This window comes from Gryllotalpicola sp. CP2-P1 (assembly GCF_057512245.1).
On record NZ_JBLRDT010000003.1, the window covers coordinates 1 to 18550 of the forward strand.

Annotated in this window: 17 protein-coding genes; 6 read left to right on the top strand and 11 right to left on the bottom strand. The window is 69.0% G+C overall.

Annotation, left to right across the window (positions count from 1 at the left end; translation table 11 throughout):
• From ACM2XV_RS00640 to ACM2XV_RS00680, 9 genes are all read right to left on the bottom strand, one after another.
• On the bottom strand, window positions 1–1581 hold a 1581-nt coding region (locus tag ACM2XV_RS00640), incomplete at its 3' end, for a RecQ family ATP-dependent DNA helicase (protein WP_487025660.1).
• Between the two features lie 40 nt (window positions 1582–1621).
• The gene (gene abc-f / locus ACM2XV_RS00645) at window positions 1622–3220 is read right to left on the bottom strand and encodes a ribosomal protection-like ABC-F family protein (RefSeq protein WP_487025643.1); all 1599 of its coding nucleotides are present in this window, start codon (window positions 3218–3220) and stop codon (window positions 1622–1624) included.
• 7 nt (window positions 3221–3227) lie between these two features.
• Window positions 3228–3557, bottom strand: a complete 330-nt coding sequence (locus ACM2XV_RS00650) for a metal-sulfur cluster assembly factor (RefSeq protein WP_344777988.1) — start codon at window positions 3555–3557, stop codon at window positions 3228–3230.
• Window positions 3558–3559: 2 nt separating this feature from the next.
• Entirely contained in the window at window positions 3560–4324 is a 765-nt protein-coding gene (gene sufC / locus ACM2XV_RS00655) for a Fe-S cluster assembly ATPase SufC (RefSeq protein WP_487025644.1), read from the bottom strand.
• Entirely contained in the window at window positions 4325–4654 is a 330-nt protein-coding gene (locus ACM2XV_RS00660) for a non-heme iron oxygenase ferredoxin subunit (RefSeq protein WP_344777984.1), read from the bottom strand. It lies immediately after the preceding gene.
• Window positions 4654–5829, bottom strand: coding sequence for a Fe-S cluster assembly protein SufD (gene sufD, locus ACM2XV_RS00665; RefSeq protein ID WP_487025645.1), 1176 nt, complete (start codon window positions 5827–5829; stop codon window positions 4654–4656). The genes ACM2XV_RS00660 and sufD overlap by 1 nt, the downstream gene beginning before the upstream one ends.
• Window position 5830: 1 nt before the next feature.
• The gene (gene sufB, locus ACM2XV_RS00670; protein WP_344777980.1) at window positions 5831–7249 is read right to left on the bottom strand and encodes a Fe-S cluster assembly protein SufB; all 1419 of its coding nucleotides are present in this window, start codon (window positions 7247–7249) and stop codon (window positions 5831–5833) included.
• A gap of 144 nt (window positions 7250–7393) precedes the next feature.
• Window positions 7394–8383: a COX15/CtaA family protein gene (locus ACM2XV_RS00675; protein ID WP_487025646.1), complete on the bottom strand. Its 990-nt coding sequence runs from the start codon at window positions 8381–8383 to the stop codon at window positions 7394–7396.
• Between the two features lie 9 nt (window positions 8384–8392).
• On the bottom strand, window positions 8393–9331 hold the full coding sequence (locus ACM2XV_RS00680) for a heme o synthase (protein ID WP_487025647.1): 939 nt from the start codon (window positions 9329–9331) through the stop codon (window positions 8393–8395).
• A 253-nt stretch (window positions 9332–9584) separates the two neighbouring features.
• Here ACM2XV_RS00680 and tkt point away from each other — a divergent pair, with 253 nt between their 5' ends.
• The 6 genes from tkt to pgl are packed head-to-tail and all read left to right on the top strand — an operon-like array spanning window position 9585 to window position 17745.
• A complete protein-coding gene (gene tkt / locus ACM2XV_RS00685; RefSeq protein ID WP_344777974.1) occupies window positions 9585–11687 on the top strand; it encodes a transketolase in 2103 nt (700 codons plus the stop codon).
• Between the two features lie 42 nt (window positions 11688–11729).
• Window positions 11730–12848, top strand: a complete 1119-nt coding sequence (tal, locus tag ACM2XV_RS00690; protein ID WP_487025648.1) for a transaldolase — start codon at window positions 11730–11732, stop codon at window positions 12846–12848.
• Window positions 12845–14446: a glucose-6-phosphate isomerase gene (locus ACM2XV_RS00695; protein ID WP_344777970.1), complete on the top strand. Its 1602-nt coding sequence runs from the start codon at window positions 12845–12847 to the stop codon at window positions 14444–14446. The genes tal and ACM2XV_RS00695 overlap by 4 nt, the downstream gene beginning before the upstream one ends.
• A 12-nt stretch (window positions 14447–14458) precedes the next feature.
• Window positions 14459–16000, top strand: coding sequence for a glucose-6-phosphate dehydrogenase (gene zwf, locus ACM2XV_RS00700; protein WP_487025649.1), 1542 nt, complete (start codon window positions 14459–14461; stop codon window positions 15998–16000).
• Complete coding sequence (locus tag ACM2XV_RS00705) at window positions 15997–16941, top strand: glucose-6-phosphate dehydrogenase assembly protein OpcA (RefSeq protein ID WP_344777966.1); 945 nt, start codon at window positions 15997–15999, stop codon at window positions 16939–16941. Before zwf ends, ACM2XV_RS00705 begins: the two co-directional genes overlap by 4 nt.
• A 33-nt stretch (window positions 16942–16974) precedes the next feature.
• Complete coding sequence (pgl, locus tag ACM2XV_RS00710; RefSeq protein ID WP_344777964.1) at window positions 16975–17745, top strand: 6-phosphogluconolactonase; 771 nt, start codon at window positions 16975–16977, stop codon at window positions 17743–17745.
• 54 nt (window positions 17746–17799) lie between these two features.
• Here pgl and ACM2XV_RS00715 read toward each other — a convergent pair whose 3' ends face one another.
• Together ACM2XV_RS00715 and secG are read right to left on the bottom strand one after the other, a co-directional pair.
• Window positions 17800–18162 carry an RNA polymerase-binding protein RbpA gene (locus ACM2XV_RS00715; protein WP_344777962.1) on the bottom strand — a complete coding sequence of 121 codons (363 nt, stop codon included), beginning with the start codon at window positions 18160–18162 and terminating at the stop codon, window positions 17800–17802.
• A 58-nt stretch (window positions 18163–18220) separates the two neighbouring features.
• Window positions 18221–18466, bottom strand: a complete 246-nt coding sequence (secG, locus tag ACM2XV_RS00720; RefSeq protein WP_344752739.1) for a preprotein translocase subunit SecG — start codon at window positions 18464–18466, stop codon at window positions 18221–18223.
• Window positions 18467–18550 lie beyond the last annotated feature (84 nt).

Below are 18550 nucleotides of genomic sequence, written 5' to 3' on the forward strand. Positions count from 1 at the left end.
CGGCACCCCGACGCTGTCGGCGCCGGTCGGCCAGAGCTTGCGGACCTCGACCTCGACGCCCGCCCGCTTCAGCGCGTTGCCCGCCGCCTGGCGCGCGGCACCGGTCGCGGCGGTCGGGTACCACGCCCCCGCGCAGTTGTCGCAGCGCCCGCACGGGCGCGCGTCGACGTCGTCGAGCGCGAGCTGCAGGAACTGCATGCGGCAGTCCGACGTGCGCTCATAGGCGAGCATCGCGCGCTGCTCGCCCGCGCGTGCCTCGGCGACCCGTCGATAGCGCTCGGCGTCGTACGCCCAGGGCCGGCCCGTGGCGACCCAGCCGCCCTGCACCCGCCGCGCGGCACCGTCGACGTCGAGCACCTTGAGCAGCAGCTCGAGTGCCGACTTCTTCAGATCGACACGGCTCTCGAGCACGGCCGTCGACTGAGGTGCGTCACTCAGTGCCGCGATCAGAGCGAGTGCCTTCCCCTCGTCGGGCATCGAGGCGGTCGCGAAGTAGTTCCAGATGGCCTGGTCTTCGGGGCCGGGCAGCAGCAGCACATCGGCGTTCTCGGTGGCTCGCCCGGCGCGGCCCACCTGCTGGTAGTAGGCGACCGGCGACGACGGGGCGCCGAGATGCACGACGAAGCCGAGATCGGGCTTGTCGAACCCCATGCCCAGCGCGCTCGTGGCGACGAGCGCCTTGACCTCGTTCCGCTTGAGCCTCTGCTCGAGGTCCGCGCGCTCTTCGGCATCCGTGCGCCCCGTATATGCGTATGTCTCGTGCCCTGCCTCGCGCAGGATGCGCGCGACGTCTTCGGCGGCAGCCACCGTCAGCGTGTAGACGATGCCGCTGCCGGGCAGGGAGCCGAGGTTGGCGACCAGCCAGGCGAGGCGCGCCTCTGCGTCGGGAAGGGTCAGCACCCCGAGGCGCAGCGAGGTGCGCGCCAACGGGCCGCGGATGGTGCGCACGTTCTCGCCGCCCAGCTGCTCGGCGACATCGGCGACGACGCGCTCGTTCGCCGTGGCCGTCGTCGCGAGCACCGGCACGTGCGCGGGGAGCGTCGCCACGAGCTCGCGCAGCCGCCGGTAGTCGGGCCGGAAGTCGTGGCCCCAGTCGGAGATGCAGTGCGCCTCGTCGATCACGAGCAGGCCGGTGCGCTCGATCAGCGCGGGCAGCTGCCGATCGCGGAAGTCGGGATTGTTGAGTCGCTCAGGCGACACGAGCAGCACGTCGACGCTGTCGTCGGCGAGCCGCGCCGTCGCCTCGCCCCACTCGTGACGATTCGCCGAGTTGATCGCGAGAGCGCGCACGCCTGCGCGTGCGGCCGCCTCGACCTGGTCGCGCATGAGCGACAGCAGAGGTGAGACGAGCAGGGTCGGGCCGGCGCCGCGCGCCCGCAGCAGCATCGTCGAGACGAAGTAGACCGCGGACTTGCCCCAGCCGGTGCGCTGCACGACCAGCGCCCGCTGCCGCTCATCGACGAGCGCCGAGATCGCCTCGAACTGCCCGTCGTGGAACTCGGCGCCCGGCCGGCCGACGAGCGCGCGCAGCGACGCGCGCGCCTGCTCGCGGGTCGAAGAGGATGTCGCGGAGTCCGTCATGGTCATGGCCGGCATCGTGCCCGATGCCTCTGACATCGCCCTACGCGAGCTCGACGAGCTCGGCGTAGTCGGGCGTCCAGAGATCCTCGGTGCCTTCCGGCATGATCAGCACGCGCTCGGGGTTCAGCGCCTCGATCGCGCCGGGGTCGTGCGAGACGAGCACGACGGCGCCCGAATAGTGCGCGAGAGCGTCGAGGATCTCTTCGCGCGAGGCCGGGTCGAGGTTGTTCGTCGGCTCGTCGAGCAGCAGCAGGTTCGCCGACGACACGACGAGCATCGCGAGCGCGAGGCGCGTCTTCTCGCCGCCGGAGAGCACCCCGGCGGGCTTGTGCACATCGTCGCCCGAGAAGAGGAACGAGCCGAGCACCTTGCGGGCATCCGTCTCGGTCAGGTGCGGCGATGCCGACACCATGTTCTGCAGCACGGAGCGCTGCACGTCGAGCGTCTCGTGCTCCTGCGCGTAGTAGCCGATCTTGAGGCCGTGCCCCGGCTCGAGCTCGCCCGTGTCGGGCTCGTCGACCCCGGCGAGAATGCGCAGCAGCGTCGTCTTCCCCGCGCCGTTGAGGCCGAGGATGACCACCTTCGACCCGCGATCGATCGCGAGATCGACGGCCGTGAAGATCTCGAGGGACCCGTAGGACTTGGACAGATCGGATGCCTTGAGCGGCGTGCGCCCGACCGGCGACGGCTCGGGGAACCGCAGCTTCGCCACGCGATCGGCCTGGCGCACCTCGTCGAGGCCCGAGAGCAGCTTCTCGGCGCGGGCCATCATCTGGTGCGCGGCGGCCGCCTTGGTCGCCTTGGCGCCGAACTTCGCGGCCTGCAGCTGCAGAGCGGACGCCTTCTTCTCGGCGTTGGCGCGCTCCTTCTTGCGGCGCTCCTCATCGGCGGCCCGCTGAGCCAGGTACTTCTTCCAGCCCATGTTGTAGACGTCGATCACCGCGCGGTTGGCGTCGAGATAGAAGACCTTGTTGACGGCCTCCTCCACGAGCACCACGTCGTGCGAGATCACGATGAAGCCGCCCTGGTAGTTCTTGAGGAACTCGCGCAACCAGACGACGGAGTCGGCGTCGAGGTGGTTCGTCGGCTCGTCGAGGATCATCGTGTCCGCGTCCGAGAACAGGATGCGGGCGAGCTCGATGCGCCGCCGCTGGCCGCCGGAGAGCGTCTTGAGGGGCTGGTCGAGGATGCGGTCGGGCAGGTTCAGGTTCGACGCGATCGACGCGGCCTCGGCCTCGGCCGCGTAGCCGCCGAGCGCCTCGAAGCGCTCTTGAAGATTGGCGTACCGGCGCATCGCCTTGTCGGCGACCGCGGGGTCGGCATCCGACATCTTCAGCGTCGCCTCGTGGATCTGGAGGTTGAGCGTGCCCAGGCCGCGCGCGTCGAGGATGCGCGTGCGCGCGAGCATCTCGGGGTCGCCCGTGCGCGGGTCCTGCGGCAGGTAGCCGAGCTCGCCCGAGCGCGTGACGGTGCCGTCGGTCGGCGGCAGGTCGCCCGCAAGGACCTTGGTGAGCGTCGTCTTCCCGGCGCCGTTGCGGCCGACCAGTCCGATCTTGTCGCCCTTCTGAACACGGAAATCGACGCCCGCCATGAGTGTGCGGGCGCCGACCCGGATCTCGAGGTTCGAGACCGCAAGCATTAAGACCTCAAATCGAGAATCCCAGGGCGCGCATCATGTCGCGCCCGTCATCGGTGATGCGCTCGGGGCCCCACGGCGGCATCCACACCCAGTTGATGCGGAACCGCTCGACGACCCCGTCCAGCGCCTGGCCGGTCTGCTCTTCGAGCACATCGGTCAGCGGGCAGCCGGCACTCGTCAGCGTCATGGAGATGATGAGCGCGTCGTGCTCGTCGTCCCACGCGAGGTCGTAGATGAGCCCCAGGTCGACGACGTTGACGCCGAGCTCGGGGTCGACGACGTCCTTGAGCGACTCGACCACCTGGTCGAACTTCTCGGGAGCGAGTGCGGTGGCCATGGTCAGCTCGCGTCGAGGGCCGACACGAAGCGGTCGTAGCCCTCCTCCTCAAGGCGCTCGGCGAGGTCGGGGCCGCCCTCTTCCGCGACCTTGCCCGCGACGAAGACGTGCACGAAGTCGGGCTTGATGTAGCGCAGGATGCGCGTGTAGTGCGTGATCAGCAGGATGCCGAGATCGGATGCCCGATGCGCGCGGTTCACGCCCTCTGAGACGATCTTGAGCGCGTCGACGTCGAGGCCGGAGTCGGTCTCGTCGAGCACCGCGAAGCGGGGCTTCAGCAGCTCGAGCTGCAGGATCTCGTTGCGCTTCTTCTCGCCGCCCGAGAAGCCCTCGTTGACGTTGCGGGCCGCGAACGACGGGTCCATGCGCAGGTTCGTCATCGCGTCCTTGACGTCCTTCGACCACTGGCGGATCGAGGGGGCCTCGCCGGCGATGGCGGTCTTCGCGGTGCGCAGGAAGTTGGTGTTGGTCACGCCGGGGATCTCGACCGGGTACTGCATGGCGAGGAACAGGCCGGCGCGGGCGCGCTCATCGACGCTCATCGCGAGGACGTCCTCGCCGTCGAGCGTGATGGTGCCGCCCGTGACGGTGTACTTCGGGTGCCCGGCGATCGTGTAGGCGAGGGTCGACTTGCCCGAGCCGTTCGGGCCCATCACGGCGTGGATCTCGCCCGACTTCACGGTCAGGTCGACGCCGCGGAGGATCTGCTTGGTGCCCTGCTCGGTCTCGACCGTGGTCTGCAGGTCGCGGATCTCGAGAACAGACATTTACACATTCACTTTCTTGGGGGAAGGGTCGATCAGCACATCGCCGTCGGCGATCTCGACCTCGAAGACAGGGACCGGCTCGTAGGCCGGCAGGTTGAGCGGCTTGCCGCTGGTGAGCGAGAACTGCGATCCGTGCGCCCAGCACTCGATCGTCTCGCCCTCGACGAAGCCCTCGGAGAGCGAGATGTCGCCGTGGGTGCAGGTGTCGCCGATCGCAAAGACCTGGTCGGAGGCGTCTCGCACGACAGCGACAGGCACGCCGTCGACGACGACGCGCTTGGCCTGGTTCACGACGAGGTCGTCGAACGCGCACACCTTGACGGATGCCATTAGGCAGCGCCCCCTGAAGCGACACCGCTCCCCGCGGCGAGCTCGTCCTCGATGGCGGCGTTCAGGCGCTCCTCGAGAGACGGCACCCCGATCTGCTGCACGATCTCGACGAGGAATCCGCGCACGACGAGGCGGCGCGCCTCGTCCTCGGGGATGCCGCGCGACTGCAGGTAGAACAGCTGCTCGTCGTCGAAACGGCCCGTGGCGCTCGCGTGGCCCGCGCCCAGGATGTCGCCGGTCTCGATCTCGAGGTTCGGCACGGAGTCTGCGCGGGTGCCCTCGGTGAGCACCAGGTTGCGGTTCTGCTCGTACGAGTCGGTTCCGACCGCGTCGGGCCCGATCAGCACGTCGCCGATCCACACCGTGTGCGCGGCCTCGCCCTGCAGCGCGCCCTTGTAGGTCACGCGACTCTTGCCGTTCGCGGCCTCGTGGAACACGTAGACCTGGTGCTCAAGGTGCTGGCCCGCATCTGCGAAGTACACGCCGAGCAGCTCGGAGTCTGCGCCCTGGCCGGCGAGCCGGGCCGAGGGGTTGAGTCGCACGATCTTGCCGCCGAGCGTGACGACGACGTGCTTCAGCTTCGCGTCGCGGCCGACGGTCGCGAAGTGCGCGGCGACGTGCTTCGAGGCATCCGACCAGTCCTGAACGGTGACGAGCGTGAGGTTCGCGCCCTCGCCGACCACGATCTCGACGTTCTCGGCGAGCTGGGCGTCGCCCTGGTTCTCGAGCACGAGGGTCGCGTGCGTGTTCGGCGCGACCGACACGATCGTGTGCGCGGCGCGCGGGGCGCTGCCGAGGCTCGCGCGGGTGAGCGTCGCCTCGAACGCGTCGTCTCCGCTCAACTCGATGAGCAGCGCGCGCTCGAAGTGCGTCCACGCGTTGGCGCTCGCGCGGTCCTCGGGGAGGCCCGCCGCGCCGACCAGCTCGTGGTCGCGGGCGACCCATGAGGTGCGGATGCCTCGCGTGTTGGCCACTCGGAAGTCGTAGCTCGACCCGTCGAGCGCGCCCTCGGTGAGCTCGGTGAGCTCGTCCACGGGCGTGTACTTCCACACGGCCTCGCGGCCGGTGACCTTCGCGAAGTCGTCGACATTGGTCGACGTCGGGCGCTCTGAGCGGGTCTGCACCGGCACGCTGGGCAGCGCCGGGACCTCGGTCTCGGTGTATGTCGTGCTCAACTCAGCCGACCGATCCTTCCATGCCCATCTCGATGAGCTTGTTCAGCTCAAGGGCGTACTCCATCGGCAGCTCGCGCGCGATCGGCTCGATGAAGCCGCGCACGATCATCGCCATCGCCTCGTCCTCGGGAAGACCGCGGCTCATCAGGTAGAAGAGCTGCTCTTCGCTGACCTTCGAGACGGTGGCCTCGTGACCGAGCTGCACGTCGTCGACGCGGATGTCGATCGCCGGGTAGGTGTCGCTGCGCGAGATGGTGTCGACGAGCAGCGCGTCGCAGCGCACCGTGTTCGCGGCGTGGTGCGCCTTGGGGTCGACCCGCACCTCGCCGCGGTAGCCGGCCCGGCCGCCGCCGCGGGCGATCGACTTCGAGACGATCGACGACTGGGTGTACGGCGCCATGTGGATCATCTTCGCGCCGGCATCCTGGTGCTGCCCGGGGCCCGCGAACGCGACCGACAGGGTCTCGCCCTTCGCGTGCTCGCCCATCAGGTAGATCGACGGGTACTTCATCGTCACCTTGGAGCCGATGTTGCCGTCGATCCACTCCATAGTGGCGCCCTCGTGGGCGACGGCGCGCTTGGTGACGAGGTTGTAGACGTTGTTCGACCAGTTCTGGATCGTCGTGTAGCGCACGCGGGCGTTCTTCTTCACGATGATCTCGACGACGGCGGAGTGCAGCGAGTCGCTCTTGTAGATCGGGGCCGTGCAGCCCTCGATGTAGTGCACGTACGAGCCCTCGTCGGCGATGATCAGCGTGCGCTCGAACTGGCCCATGTTCTCGGTGTTGATGCGGAAGTAGGCCTGCAGCGGGATCTCGACGTGGACGCCCTTCGGCACGTAGACGAACGAGCCGCCCGACCACACCGCGGTGTTCAGCGCGGCGAACTTGTTGTCGCCGGCGGGGATGACGGTGCCGAAGTACTCCTCGAAGAACTCGGGGTGCTCGCGCAGCGCCGTGTCGGTGTCCATGAAGATGACGCCCTGCGCCTCGAGGTCCTCGCGGATCTGGTGGTAGACGACCTCGGACTCGTACTGCGCGGCGACGCCGGCGACGAGGCGCTGGCGCTCGGCCTCGGGGATGCCGAGCTTCTCATAGGTGTTGCGGATGTCTTCGGGAAGCTCTTCCCACGACTGCGCCTGCTTCTCGGTGGAGCGGACGAAGTACTTGATGTTGTCGAAGTCGATCTCGGAGAGGTCGGCGCCCCACGTGGGCATCGGCTTCTTCCCGAAGATCTCGAGCGCGCGAAGCCGGCGCTGCAGCATCCACTCCGGCTCCTTCTTCAGGGCCGAGATGTCGCTGACGACTTCGGTCGACAGGCCGCGGCGTGCGGACGCGCCTGCGGCGTCCGGGTCCGCCCATCCGAACTCGTACTGGCCGAGGCCCGCGAGCTCAGGACGGTCGATGAGAACGTCTGACATTGATTTACCTCGCTTACTGCCGCCCGTAACCGGTTATCAGACCGGCTCGCCCGTACCCACTGCGGCGGTCACGAGTCCGTCGCGACAGGCGATTGTGCGGATGGCTGGCGGATGCGCGGGCGCGCACCCATGAACCTTCTGAGCCTATCGAAGACTTGCGCGCGGCTCGCGCGAATCGGCGGTTACGGATGTCTCGCCCAGGTGCACGGAGGGGAACAGCCCCGGCTGGACGTCGAGCACGAGCCGCACGGCGCCGATCCAGACGAGCCCGGCACCGACCACGTGGAGGATCACGAGCACGTTGGGAAGGCCGGTGACGGCCTGCACCACGCCGATGAGCCCCTGCGCCACGACCGCTGCGACGAAGAAGACCGCGCGCTCACGGGCGACGCGCTCGCCCGGCGCCCGCAGGATGACGACGAGCAGGATGCCGAGGGCCAGCGTCGCGGCCGCGAGGAGCCCGTGCACCCAGGTCACCGCGAGCCAGTCGAAGCCCATGCGCTGCACGGGCGACCCGTCGGCGGCCTGGCCGGAGTGCGGCCCCGAGCCGGTCGCGAGGGTGCCCGCCGCGATCAGGACGAGGGTCACAGCGGCGGTGACCCAGCTCAGCGCCTTGGCGGCGGGCGCGACGTCGCGCGGGCGATCGGCCTGCTCGTGGACGCGGTGCCAGGTCAGCGCGATCGACGTGAGCAGGGCCATCGCCATGATGAAGTGCAGCGCGACGACGTAGGGGTTGAGCTTCGCGAGCACGCTCACTCCCCCGACGACCGCGTTCGCGACGACGAGCCAGAACTGGCTCCACGCGAGGCGTGTGATGCTGCGCACGCGCGGACGCTGCAGCCGCGCTGCGATGATCACGCAGGCGACCGCGATGACGAGGACGTCGGTGAGCGTGCGGTTCGCGAACTCGATGAACCCGTGGATGCCGAGCTCGGGCGTCGCCGTCAGAGAGCCCGCCTGGCACTGGGGCCACGTCGGGCAGCCGAGGCCCGAGCCGGTGACCCGCACGATGCCGCCGCCGAGCACGATGAGCACGCCCATGACGAGGGCGAAGGTGGTCGCCCAGCGCAGGACACGCGGGCTCAGCGCCCAGCGGTCGGCCGCCCAGCCCAGAGGGGTCTTCAGTCGAGGCATCCCGGGTACTCAGAAGTGGAGGAGCGGGTCGATGGCGACCGCCAGGAAGAGGATCGAGAGGTAGGTGATCGAGCCGTGGAACACGCGCATCGGCGAGACGTCTTCGTGCTTGATCGCCAGGTGGTACAGCCGGTGGGTCTCGTAGATGAACCAGCCGCCGGCGGCGGCCGCGCCGATGGCGTAGAGCCAGCCCATGTTCGCGACGGGGATCAGCAGCAGCGAGCACGCGACGGTCGCCCACGCGTAGAGGATGACCTGCAGGCCGACCTGCGCCCTACCGCGCACCACTCCGAGCATCGGCACGCCGACGGCCTTGTAGTCGTCGCGGTACTTCATGGACAGCGGCCAGTAGTGCGGCGGGGTCCACAGGAAGACGACGGCGAAGAGGATGAACGGAGCCCAGTCGAGGCGGTCGGTGACGGCCGACCACCCGATGAGCACCGGGAAGCAGCCGGCGATTCCGCCCCAGATGATGTTCTGCGCGGTGCGGCGCTTGAGCCACAGCGTGTAGACGAAGACATAGAACAGGATCGCGGCGACCGAGAGACCGGCGGCGAGCAGGTTCGTGGTGAGCGCGAGCCACACCGTCGAGACCACGCCGAGCGTCCACGCGAAGATGTAGGCCTCGCGCGGGCTGACCTCGCCCGTGACGATCGGTCGGTTCTTGGTGCGCTTCATGACGGCGTCGATGTCGCGGTCGATGTACATGTTGAACGCCGCCGCGCTGCCGGCGGAGAGGGCGCCGCCGATGACCGTGGCGATGATGAGCCAGACGTTCGGCAGGCCCCTGTCCGCAAGGATCATGACGGGGATCGTCGTGACCAGCAGCAGCTCCATGACGCGAGGCTTCGTCAGCGCGAAGTACGCGGACGCCTTGCGGCCGAAGCCGATATGTGCGGGGGCGCTGTGTTCGCCGGCTTCCGCCTGACGCTCTACGGCAATGCCCATGGCTCCTCGAGGGGGTTTTGTGTCGCACCGAGTCTAGTTCACGGCCCAGGTGGTCTGGGGGTGCACGGGCGCGACTATGCTGTTGGGTGCTCGCCTTCCGAGGCTTTACACAGACGAGACAACATTCCAACCTTCCGGCTGGGAGAAGTCTGCGAAGCGCCGCGGTTGCCAATGACGTCCGTGGCGGCACAACCGATAAGCGGCGGGTATGCAACAGGACCCGGCCGCACTGAATAGTGAAGGGTCAGTTCCAGTGGCAGCTCTGCAATGGGATTCCATTGACAACAAGGCGGTCGACACCGTCCGAGTGCTTGCGGCAGATGCCGTCGAGAAGGTGGGCAACGGCCACCCGGGCACCGCGATGAGCCTGGCCCCGGCGGCCTACCTTCTGTGGCAGAAGATCATGCGGAAGGACCCGAGCGACGACCAGTGGGTCGGCCAGGACCGGTTCATCCTCTCGGTCGGCCACTCTTCCCTGACCCAGTACATCCAGCTCTACCTCGGCGGCTGGGGCCTCGAGCTCTCCGACCTCGAGGCGCTGCGCACCTGGGGCTCGCTCACGCCGGGCCACCCCGAGTACCGCCACACCAAGGGCGTCGAGATCACGACCGGCCCGCTCGGCCAGGGCCTCGCCTCGGCCGTCGGCTTCGCCTACGCTCAGCGCTATGAGCGCGGCCTCTTCGACCCGGAGGCCCCGGCCGGCACGTCGCCGTTCGACCACTACGTGTACGTCATCGCCGGCGACGGCGACATCGAAGAGGGCGTCACGAGCGAGGCGGGCCAGCTCGCCGGCACGCAGCAGCTCGGCAACCTCGTCGTGATCTACGACAAGAACAACATCTCCATCGAGGACAACACCGACATCGCGCTGTCCGAGGACACCGCCAAGCGCTACGAGGCGTACGGCTGGGATGTCCGCGTGGTCGACTGGTTTAAGACCGGCGAGTACCACGAGGACGTGCAGGAGCTGTTCGACACGATCGAGGCGGCCAAGACCGTCACCGACAAGCCGTCGATCATCATCCTCAAGACCCTCATCGGCTACCCGTCGCCGACCAAGCAGGGCACGGGCAAGGTGCACGGCGCCAAGCTCGGCGCCGACGAGGTCGCGGGCGTGAAGAAGGCCCTCGGCTTCGACCCCGAGAAGAGCTTCGACGTCGACCCCGAGGTCCTCGCCCACACCCGCGGCGCGATCGAGCGCGGCAAGCAGCAGCGCGCCGAGTGGCAGAAGAGCTTCGACGCCTGGGCCGCTGCGAACCCCGAGCGCAAGGCGCTGTTCGACCGCCTCGAGGCCGGCGAGCTGCCCGAGGGCCTCGAGGCCGCGCTGCCGGTGTTCGAGGCCGGTAAGGAGGTCTCGACCCGCGCCGCGAGCGGCAAGGCGATCAACGCCCTCGCCGCGCAGCTGCCCGAGCTGTGGGGCGGCTCGGCCGACCTCGCCGAGTCGAACCTGACGACCATCGAGGGCGGCGGCTCGTTCCTGCCGAGCTCGATCACCACGCCTGAGTGGGGCCAGGGCAACCCCTACGGCCGCATCCTCCACTTCGGCATCCGCGAGCACGCGATGGGCGCCATCCTCAACGGCATCACCCTGCACGGCAAGACGCGCGCCTACGGCGGCACCTTCCTGCAGTTCGCCGACTACATGCGCCCCGCGGTTCGCCTCGCCGCCCTGATGGACATCCCGTCGATCTTCGTCTGGACGCACGACTCGATCGCCCTCGGCGAAGACGGCCCGACCCACCAGCCGGTCGAGCACCTCGCCGCGCTGCGTGCGATCCCGAACCTGTCGATCGTGCGCCCCGGCGACGCCAACGAGACGGCGTATGCCTGGCTCGAGACCGTCAAGCGCCACGGCGGCCCGGTCGGCCTCGCGCTGACCCGTCAGAACATCCCCGTGTTCGAGCGCGGCGACGGCGAGGCATCCGGCGACACCTTCGCCTCCGCCAAGTTCGTCGGCAAGGGCGCGTACGTGCTCGCCGAGGCGCCGAACGGAACGCCCGACATCATCCTCATCGCGACCGGCTCCGAGCTGCAGATCGCCGTCGAGGCGCGCGAGAAGCTGAAGGCCGACGGCATCAACGCCCGCGTCGTCTCGGTGCCGAGCCAGGAGTGGTTCGCCGAGCAGAGCGCGGAGTACAAGGAGTCCGTGCTTCCGGCGTCCGTCACCGCCCGCGTCGCCGTCGAGGCCGGCATCGCCCTGCCCTGGCACAGCTGGGTCGGCGACAAGGGCCGCATCGTGTCGATCGAGCACTTCGGCGCCTCGGCCGACTACAAGACCCTGTTCGAGAAGTTCGGCATCACGACCGAGGCCGTGCTCGCGGCCGCCAAGGAGTCCTTGGCCGCCAACGGCAAGTGACCGTCTGAGAGCCCAGAGATCTCAAGGAAAGAAGAGAAGCAAATGACTACTCCTACCGCGAAGCTCGCCGCCGCGGGCGTCAGCATCTGGCTGGACGACCTGTCGCGCACCCGCATCACCTCCGGCGGGCTCCAGAAGCTCATCGACGAGAAGAACGTCACGGGCGTCACCACGAACCCGACGATCTTCGCCGCCGCGATCGGCAAGGGCGAGGGCTACACCGAGAAGCTCGCGTCGCTCGCCGCCGCCGGCAAGTCGGCCACCGAGGCGATCTTCGAGCTCACGACGGCCGACGTCGCCGACGCCTCCGACATCTTCAAGCCGATCTACGACGCGACGAACGGCGTCGACGGGCGCGTCTCGATCGAGGTCGAGCCGAACCTGGCCAACGACGCCGCCGGCACCATCGCCGAGGCCGAGCAGCTGTGGAAGAAGGTCGGCAAGGAGAACGCGCTGATCAAGATCCCCGCCACGAAGGCCGGCCTCGAGGCGATCGCGGCCGTCATCGGCAAGGGCATCAGCGTCAACGTCACCCTGATCTTCTCGCTCGAGCGCTACCGCGAGGTCATCAACGCCTACCTGACGGGGCTTGAGACCGCGAAGGCCGCCGGCATCGACATCTCGAAGATCCACTCCGTCGCCTCGTTCTTCGTCTCGCGCGTCGACACCGAGATCGACAAGCGCCTGACCGCCATCGGCACCGACGAGGCGCTCGCGCTCAAGAGCAAGTCGGGCGTCGCCAACGCGGTTCTCGCCTACCAGCTCTTCGAGCAGGAGTTCGCGACCGAGCGCGCCCAGGGCCTGCTCGCGGCCGGCGGCAACCTGCAGCGCCCGCTGTGGGCCTCGACCGGCGTCAAGGACCCGAGCCTGCCCGACACGCTCTACGTGACCGGCCTGGTCGCCCCCGGCGTCGTCAACACCATGCCCGAGAAGACGCTCGAGGCGACCTTCGACCACGCCGAGGTGACCGGCGACACGATCACCGGCGCCTACGACGAGGCCGCGCGCGTGCTCGACGCCGTCGCCAAGGTCGGCGTGAGCTACGAGGACGTTGTGCAGCTGCTCGAGACCGAGGGCGTCGACAAGTTCATCGCCTCGTGGAACGAGCTCGTCGAGTCCGTCCAGGGCGCGCTCGAGTCCTCGCTGGAGGCCGCCAAGTGACGGTCCAGATCCACGTCAGCGGCGCGGTGAAGGAGGCCGTCGAGGCCGCCCTCCCCGCACTCGTGAAGGACCTCGTCGCGTCGGGCATCTTCGCCCAGGACCCCACCCTGTGGGGTCCCGACGCCGAGTCCGAGGCGAGCAAGCGCCTCGGCTGGATCGACGCCGTGAACATCTCGCGGCCGCTCATCGCCGACATCTACGCCCTGCGCGACAAGCTGCGCGCGGCAGGCGTGAATCACATCGTCCTGGGCGGCATGGGCGGCTCGTCGCTCGCCCCCGAGGTGATCACCAACACCGAGGGCGTCGAGCTCACGATCCTCGACACCACCGACCCCGGCCAGGTGCTCGCCGCGATCGGCGACCGGCTTGAGACGACGGCCGTCGTGGTCTCGTCGAAGTCGGGCTCCACGCTCGAGACCGACAGCCACAAGCGCATCTACGAGAAGGCGTTCCGCGACGCCGGAATCGAGCCGACTGAGCGCATCGTCATCGTGACCGACCCGGGTTCGCCGCTCGACCAGAGCGCCCGTGAAGCCGGCTTCACGGTCTTCAACGCCGACCCGAACGTGGGCGGACGCTACTCGGCGCTCACCGCGTTCGGCCTCGTGCCCTCCGGCCTCGCCGGCGTCGACCTCGAAGAGCTCCTCGTCGAGGCCGAGGCCGTGCTGCGCGAGCTGGCCATCGACGACGAGAAGAACCCCGGCCTCATCCTCGGCGCCGCGATGGCGTCGAAGGGCAAGCTCGGCATCGTCACCGACGGCAGCCCACTCGTCGGCTTTGGCGACTGGGCCGAGCAGCTCATCGCCGAGTCGACCGGCAAGCTCGGCACCGGCGTGCTGCCGGTGGTCCTCGGCACCGAGGCGCCCGAGCTGTCCGAGACGCTCGACGACCTGCAGATCGCCCGCCTCGTCGAGGACGCGACCGAGTTCCACCTGCTGCCCCAGGCGCGCCACGAGGGCGAGATCCTCGTCTCGGGCTCGCTCGGCTCGCAGTTCGTGCTGTGGGAGTTCGCCGTCGCCGTCGCGGGGCGCCTGCTCGGCATCAACCCCTTCGACCAGCCCGACGTCGAGGCCGCCAAGGCCGCCGCGCGTGCGCTGCTCGACGCCACCCCCGAAGAGACGGCCCCGGTGTTCACCGAGGCCGGCATCGAGGTGCGCGCGACCGAGGGGCTGCTGGGTGGGGCATCCGATCTCGACAGCGCCATCGGCGCCCTGCTCGCCCAGCTGCCCGAGGACGGCTACGTCGCGGTGCAGGCCTACGTCGACCGCATCGCCCTGCCCCAGCTCGCCGGCATCCGCGACCTGATCGCGGCGCGTGCCAAGCGCCCCGTCACCTTCGGGTGGGGCCCGCGCTTCCTGCACTCCACCGGCCAGTTCCACAAGGGCGGCCCTGCGGTCGGCGTGTTCCTGCAGATCACCTCGACGCACCCGCAGGACCTGCAGATCCCGGAGCGCCCGTTCACCTTCGGCCAGCTGATCAACGCACAGGCCGCCGGTGACGGCGCCGTGCTGGCGCAGCACGGCCGCCCGGTGCTCACCCTGAACCTGACCGACCCTGAGGCGAACATCGCGACCCTCTTCGGCGCGGTCAACGAGTAGTAAGCGAGCTCAATGTCCCCGGTGGAGATCACCAAGGATTTCAATCCTCTGCGCAGCAGTGACGATCAACGGCTGAACCGCATCGCGGGCCCGTCCGGGCTCATCATCTTCGGCGTGACGGGCGACCTGTCGCGCAAGAAGCTGATGCCGGCGGTCTACGACCTGGCCAACCGCGGCCTGCTGCCCCCCGGCTTCGCCCTCGTCGGCTTCGCTCGACGCGACTGGGTCGACCAGGACTTCGAACAGGTCGTCTACGAGGCCGTCAAGCAGCACGCGCGCACCCCGTTCCACGACGAGGTGTGGCAGCAGCTGGCCCAGGGCATCCGCTTCGTCCCCGGCGAGTTCGATGACGACGAGGCCTTCCAGCGCCTCGCCGACACGATCCACGCCCTCGACGAGGAGCGCGGCACCAACGGCAACCACGCCTTCTACCTGTCCATCCCCCCGAAGGCCTTCCCGCTCGTCACCGAGCAGCTGAAGAAGTCGGGGCTCGCGGACTCGAAGGAGGGCCAGTGGCGCCGCGTCGTCATCGAGAAGCCCTTCGGAAGCGACCTCAAGACGGCGCGTGAGCTGAACTCGGTCGTCGAGTCGGTCTTCCCGCCCGACTCGGTGTTCCGCATCGACCACTACCTCGGCAAGGAGACGGTCCAGAACATCCTGGCGCTGCGCTTCGCGAACGAGCTGTACGAGCCGATCTGGAACGCCAACTACGTCGACCACGTGCAGATCACGATGGCCGAAGACATCGGCGTGGCCGGCCGTGCCGGCTACTACGACGGCATCGGCGCTGCCCGCGACGTCATTCAGAACCACCTGCTGCAGCTGCTCGCGCTCACCGCCATGGAAGAGCCGATCAGCTTCGACGCGAAGGACCTGCGCGCCGAGAAGGAGAAGGTGCTCGCCGCCGTCCGCCTGCCCGAGGACCTGTCCACGGCGACCGCGCGCGGCCAGTACGCGGGCGGCTGGCAGGGTGGCGAGAAGGTGCTCGGATTCCTCGAGGAAGAGGGCATGAACCCTCAGTCCGCGACCGAGACCTTCGCCGCCATCAAGCTCGAGATCGGTACCCGCCGCTGGGCAGGAGTGCCGTTCTACCTGCGCACCGGCAAGCGCCTGGGCCGCCGCGTCACCGAGATCGCGGTCGTGTTCAAGCGCGCCCCGCAGCAGCTGTTCGATGGCTCGCAGACCGAGGCGCTCGGCCAGAACGCCCTCGTGATCCGCGTGCAGCCCGACGAGGGCGTCACGATCCGCTTCGGCTCCAAGGTGCCTGGTGCGGGCATGCAGGTGCGCGACGTCACGATGGACTTCGGCTACGGCCACTCGTTCACTGAGGCGAGCCCTGAGGCCTACGAGCGGCTCATCCTCGACGTGCTGCTCGGCGACCCGCCGCTGTTCCCGCGCCACGAGGAGGTCGAGCTCTCCTGGAAGATCCTCGACCCGATCGAGGAGTTCTGGGCGAAGCAGGGCCAGCCCGAGCAGTACAAGCCGGGCTCGTGGGGCCCCAAGTCCGCAGACGACATGATGGCCCGCGACGGCCGAGTTTGGAGGCGTCCGTGATCGTCGACCTGTCAGACACCACTACCAACGGCGTCGCGAAGACCCTGGTGAAGATCCGCGACGAGGGTGGCGTCGTCACCCTCGGCCGCGTGCTCACCCTGGTCATCTCGACCGCGATGGGCGAAGAGGAAGAGGCCATCGAGGCCGCGAACGACGCCTCGCGCGAGCATCCGATGCGCGTCATCGTCATCGCGAAGGCCGACGACGAGGACCCGGCGCTCGCGTCGGTGGGCCACCGCCTCGACGCGCAGATCCGCGTGGGTGCCGACGCCGGCGCCTCCGAGGTCATCATCCTGCGCGCCTACGGCGACGTCGCGGACGACGAGGAGGGCCTCGTCACGGCCCTGCTGCTGCCCGACGCGCCCGTCGTCGCCTGGTGGCCGCGCAAGGCGCCGATCAAGGTCTCCGATTCGCCCCTCGGGCGCATCGCGACCCGGCGCATCACGGATGCCTCGACGCAGCCCGACCCGGCCGCGGCGATCCGCCACAACTCGGTCACGTACGCGCCCGGCGACACCGACTTCGCCTGGACGCGCCTCACGCTGTGGCGCGCGCAGCTCGCGGCGGCGCTCGACCAGGCGCCGTACGAGCCGGTCACCCAGGTGCACGTGACGGGTGCAGAGGACTCCCCCTCGACGTACCTGCTCGCGGCCTGGCTGCGCATGGCGCTCGACGCGCCGGTGAACAAGGACATCACCACCCGCGCGAACGGCTCGAGCGGCATCCACGGCGTGCGCCTCACGCGCGCCTCGGGTGACATCGAGCTCGAGCGCGACGTTCCCGGCATTGCGACCCTGAAGCAGCCGGGGCAGCCCACGCACGACCTGGCGCTCCCCCGCCGGAACCTGCGCGACTGCCTCGCCGAGGAGCTGCGTCGGCTCGACCCCGACGAGCTGTACGGCCAGGTCATCACCAAGGGCATCGCTCTGCTCGGTCACTAGTCGGCACCACCACCGCAGTAGTCTGAGGAGACTATGACGAACGAACGGCGGGTGCTTGTCCACCCGAATAAGCAAGCACTCGCCGCTTCGGTCGCGGCCCGGTTCCTCACCAAGGTGGTCGACGTCATCGCCGACTTCGGCGACGCCCACGTCGTGCTCACAGGGGGCACCATCGGCATCGGCTCGCTGGCCGCCGTCAACGAGTCACCGTCGCGCGACAGCGTGGACTGGTCGAAGGTGCACTTCTGGTGGGGCGACGAGCGCTTCGTACCGAAGGGCGACGCCGACCGCAACGAGCTGCAGGCGCGCGAGGCCCTTCTCGACCACATCGCGGTTCCTGCCGAGAACATCCACCCCTTCGCGGCGAGCGACGAGGTGGCCTCGCTGGAAGAGGGCGTCGCGGCGTACACCGCCGAGCTCGCCCGCTTCTCCCCCGACGGCGGCCAGTGGCCGCGGTTCGACATCACCTTCCTCGGCGTCGGCCCTGACGGGCACATCGCATCGCTGTTCCCGAACCTGGCGGGCATCCGCGTCACCGACGCCCCCGTCATCTCGGTGCGCAACTCGCCGAAGCCGCCGCCTGAGCGGCTGTCGCTCACCCGCCCCGTGATCAACTCGTCCGAGCGCGTGTGGCTCGTGCTCGCCGGCGCCGACAAGGCATCCGCCCTCGGCCTCGCCCTCGCGGGCGCGTCGTACCTCGAAGTGCCGGCCGCCGGTGCCAAGGGCCGCAAGCGCACCGTCTTCTTCGTCGACGAGGATGCCGCGGCCGAGGTTCCCGAGGACCTGATCGCCGAGAGCTACTAGAGCATCGAGAAAGGGGCTCCCCGCATGGGGAGCCCCTTTCTCATGGGTGCGTGCCTAGCTGGCGACGGTGCCGCGGCGCGCGCGCAGCTTGTCGAGCGCCTCCTGCAGAAGGGCCTCGGCCTCTTCCTCGGTGCGGCGCTCCTTCACGTAGGCGAGGTGCGTCTTGTACGGCTCGTTCTTCGCGACCGCCGGCGGGTTCGCCTTGTCGCGACCCGCCGGAAGACCCGACGTCGGGCAGTCGATGGTCTCGGGGATCTCTTCTTCGGGCAGGTTCGCCGCGAAGTAGCGGACGGTCTCGTTTCCGAGAGCGTCCCAGTACGAGACCGCGATGCGATCGGCGTGATGGCCGTGGTCCTGCTCGCCCATCGGGCCCGCGCCGACGCGGGAACCCCGGATGGCGCTGCCTCCGGAAACCATTGCTCCTCCTAGATGTTTCGGGTGTGCGTGTGCGATGCCGTCGCGAGCTGTGCGGTGCTCACGACGTGAAGCGGGTGATGAGACCGAGCACCACGATGCAGATGACCCAGACGAGGCCGAGGATCACGGTGATGCGGTTCAGGTTCCGCTCCGCGACGCCCGAGGCGCCGAGGTTCGAGGTCATGCCGCCGCCGAACATGTCGGAGAGGCCGCCGCCGCGCCCCTTGTGCAGCAGGATCAGGAGGGTCAGCAGCAGGCTGGTGATGCCGAGGAGCACCTGCAGGACGACCTGGAGGATTTGCACGATATGGGCCTTTCTTCAGCGTCGGCACCGGCGGCAAGCGTCCGCGGCACCGTCTGCCAGTATAAACGAGCGTCGATTGCCGAC

Bases quoted from the DNA above. Each gene is read 5' to 3' on its own strand.
- abc-f (WP_487025643.1), bottom strand. From the start codon at position 3,220: ATGCTTGCGGTCTCGAACCTCGAGATCCGGGTCGGCGCCCGCACACTC.
- ACM2XV_RS00650 (WP_344777988.1), bottom strand. From the start codon at position 3,557: ATGGCCACCGCACTCGCTCCCGAGAAGTTCGACCAGGTGGTCGAGTCG.
- sufC (WP_487025644.1), bottom strand. From the start codon at position 4,324: ATGTCTGTTCTCGAGATCCGCGACCTGCAGACCACGGTCGAGACCGAG.
- ACM2XV_RS00660 (WP_344777984.1), bottom strand. From the start codon at position 4,654: ATGGCATCCGTCAAGGTGTGCGCGTTCGACGACCTCGTCGTGAACCAG.
- sufB (WP_344777980.1), bottom strand. From the start codon at position 7,249: ATGTCAGACGTTCTCATCGACCGTCCTGAGCTCGCGGGCCTCGGCCAG.
- ACM2XV_RS00675 (WP_487025646.1), bottom strand. From the start codon at position 8,383: ATGCCTCGACTGAAGACCCCTCTGGGCTGGGCGGCCGACCGCTGGGCG.
- ACM2XV_RS00680 (WP_487025647.1), bottom strand. From the start codon at position 9,331: ATGGGCATTGCCGTAGAGCGTCAGGCGGAAGCCGGCGAACACAGCGCC.
- tal (WP_487025648.1), top strand. From the start codon at position 11,730: ATGACTACTCCTACCGCGAAGCTCGCCGCCGCGGGCGTCAGCATCTGG.
- zwf (WP_487025649.1), top strand. From the start codon at position 14,459: ATGTCCCCGGTGGAGATCACCAAGGATTTCAATCCTCTGCGCAGCAGT.
- pgl (WP_344777964.1), top strand. From the start codon at position 16,975: ATGACGAACGAACGGCGGGTGCTTGTCCACCCGAATAAGCAAGCACTC.
- ACM2XV_RS00715 (WP_344777962.1), bottom strand. From the start codon at position 18,162: ATGGTTTCCGGAGGCAGCGCCATCCGGGGTTCCCGCGTCGGCGCGGGC.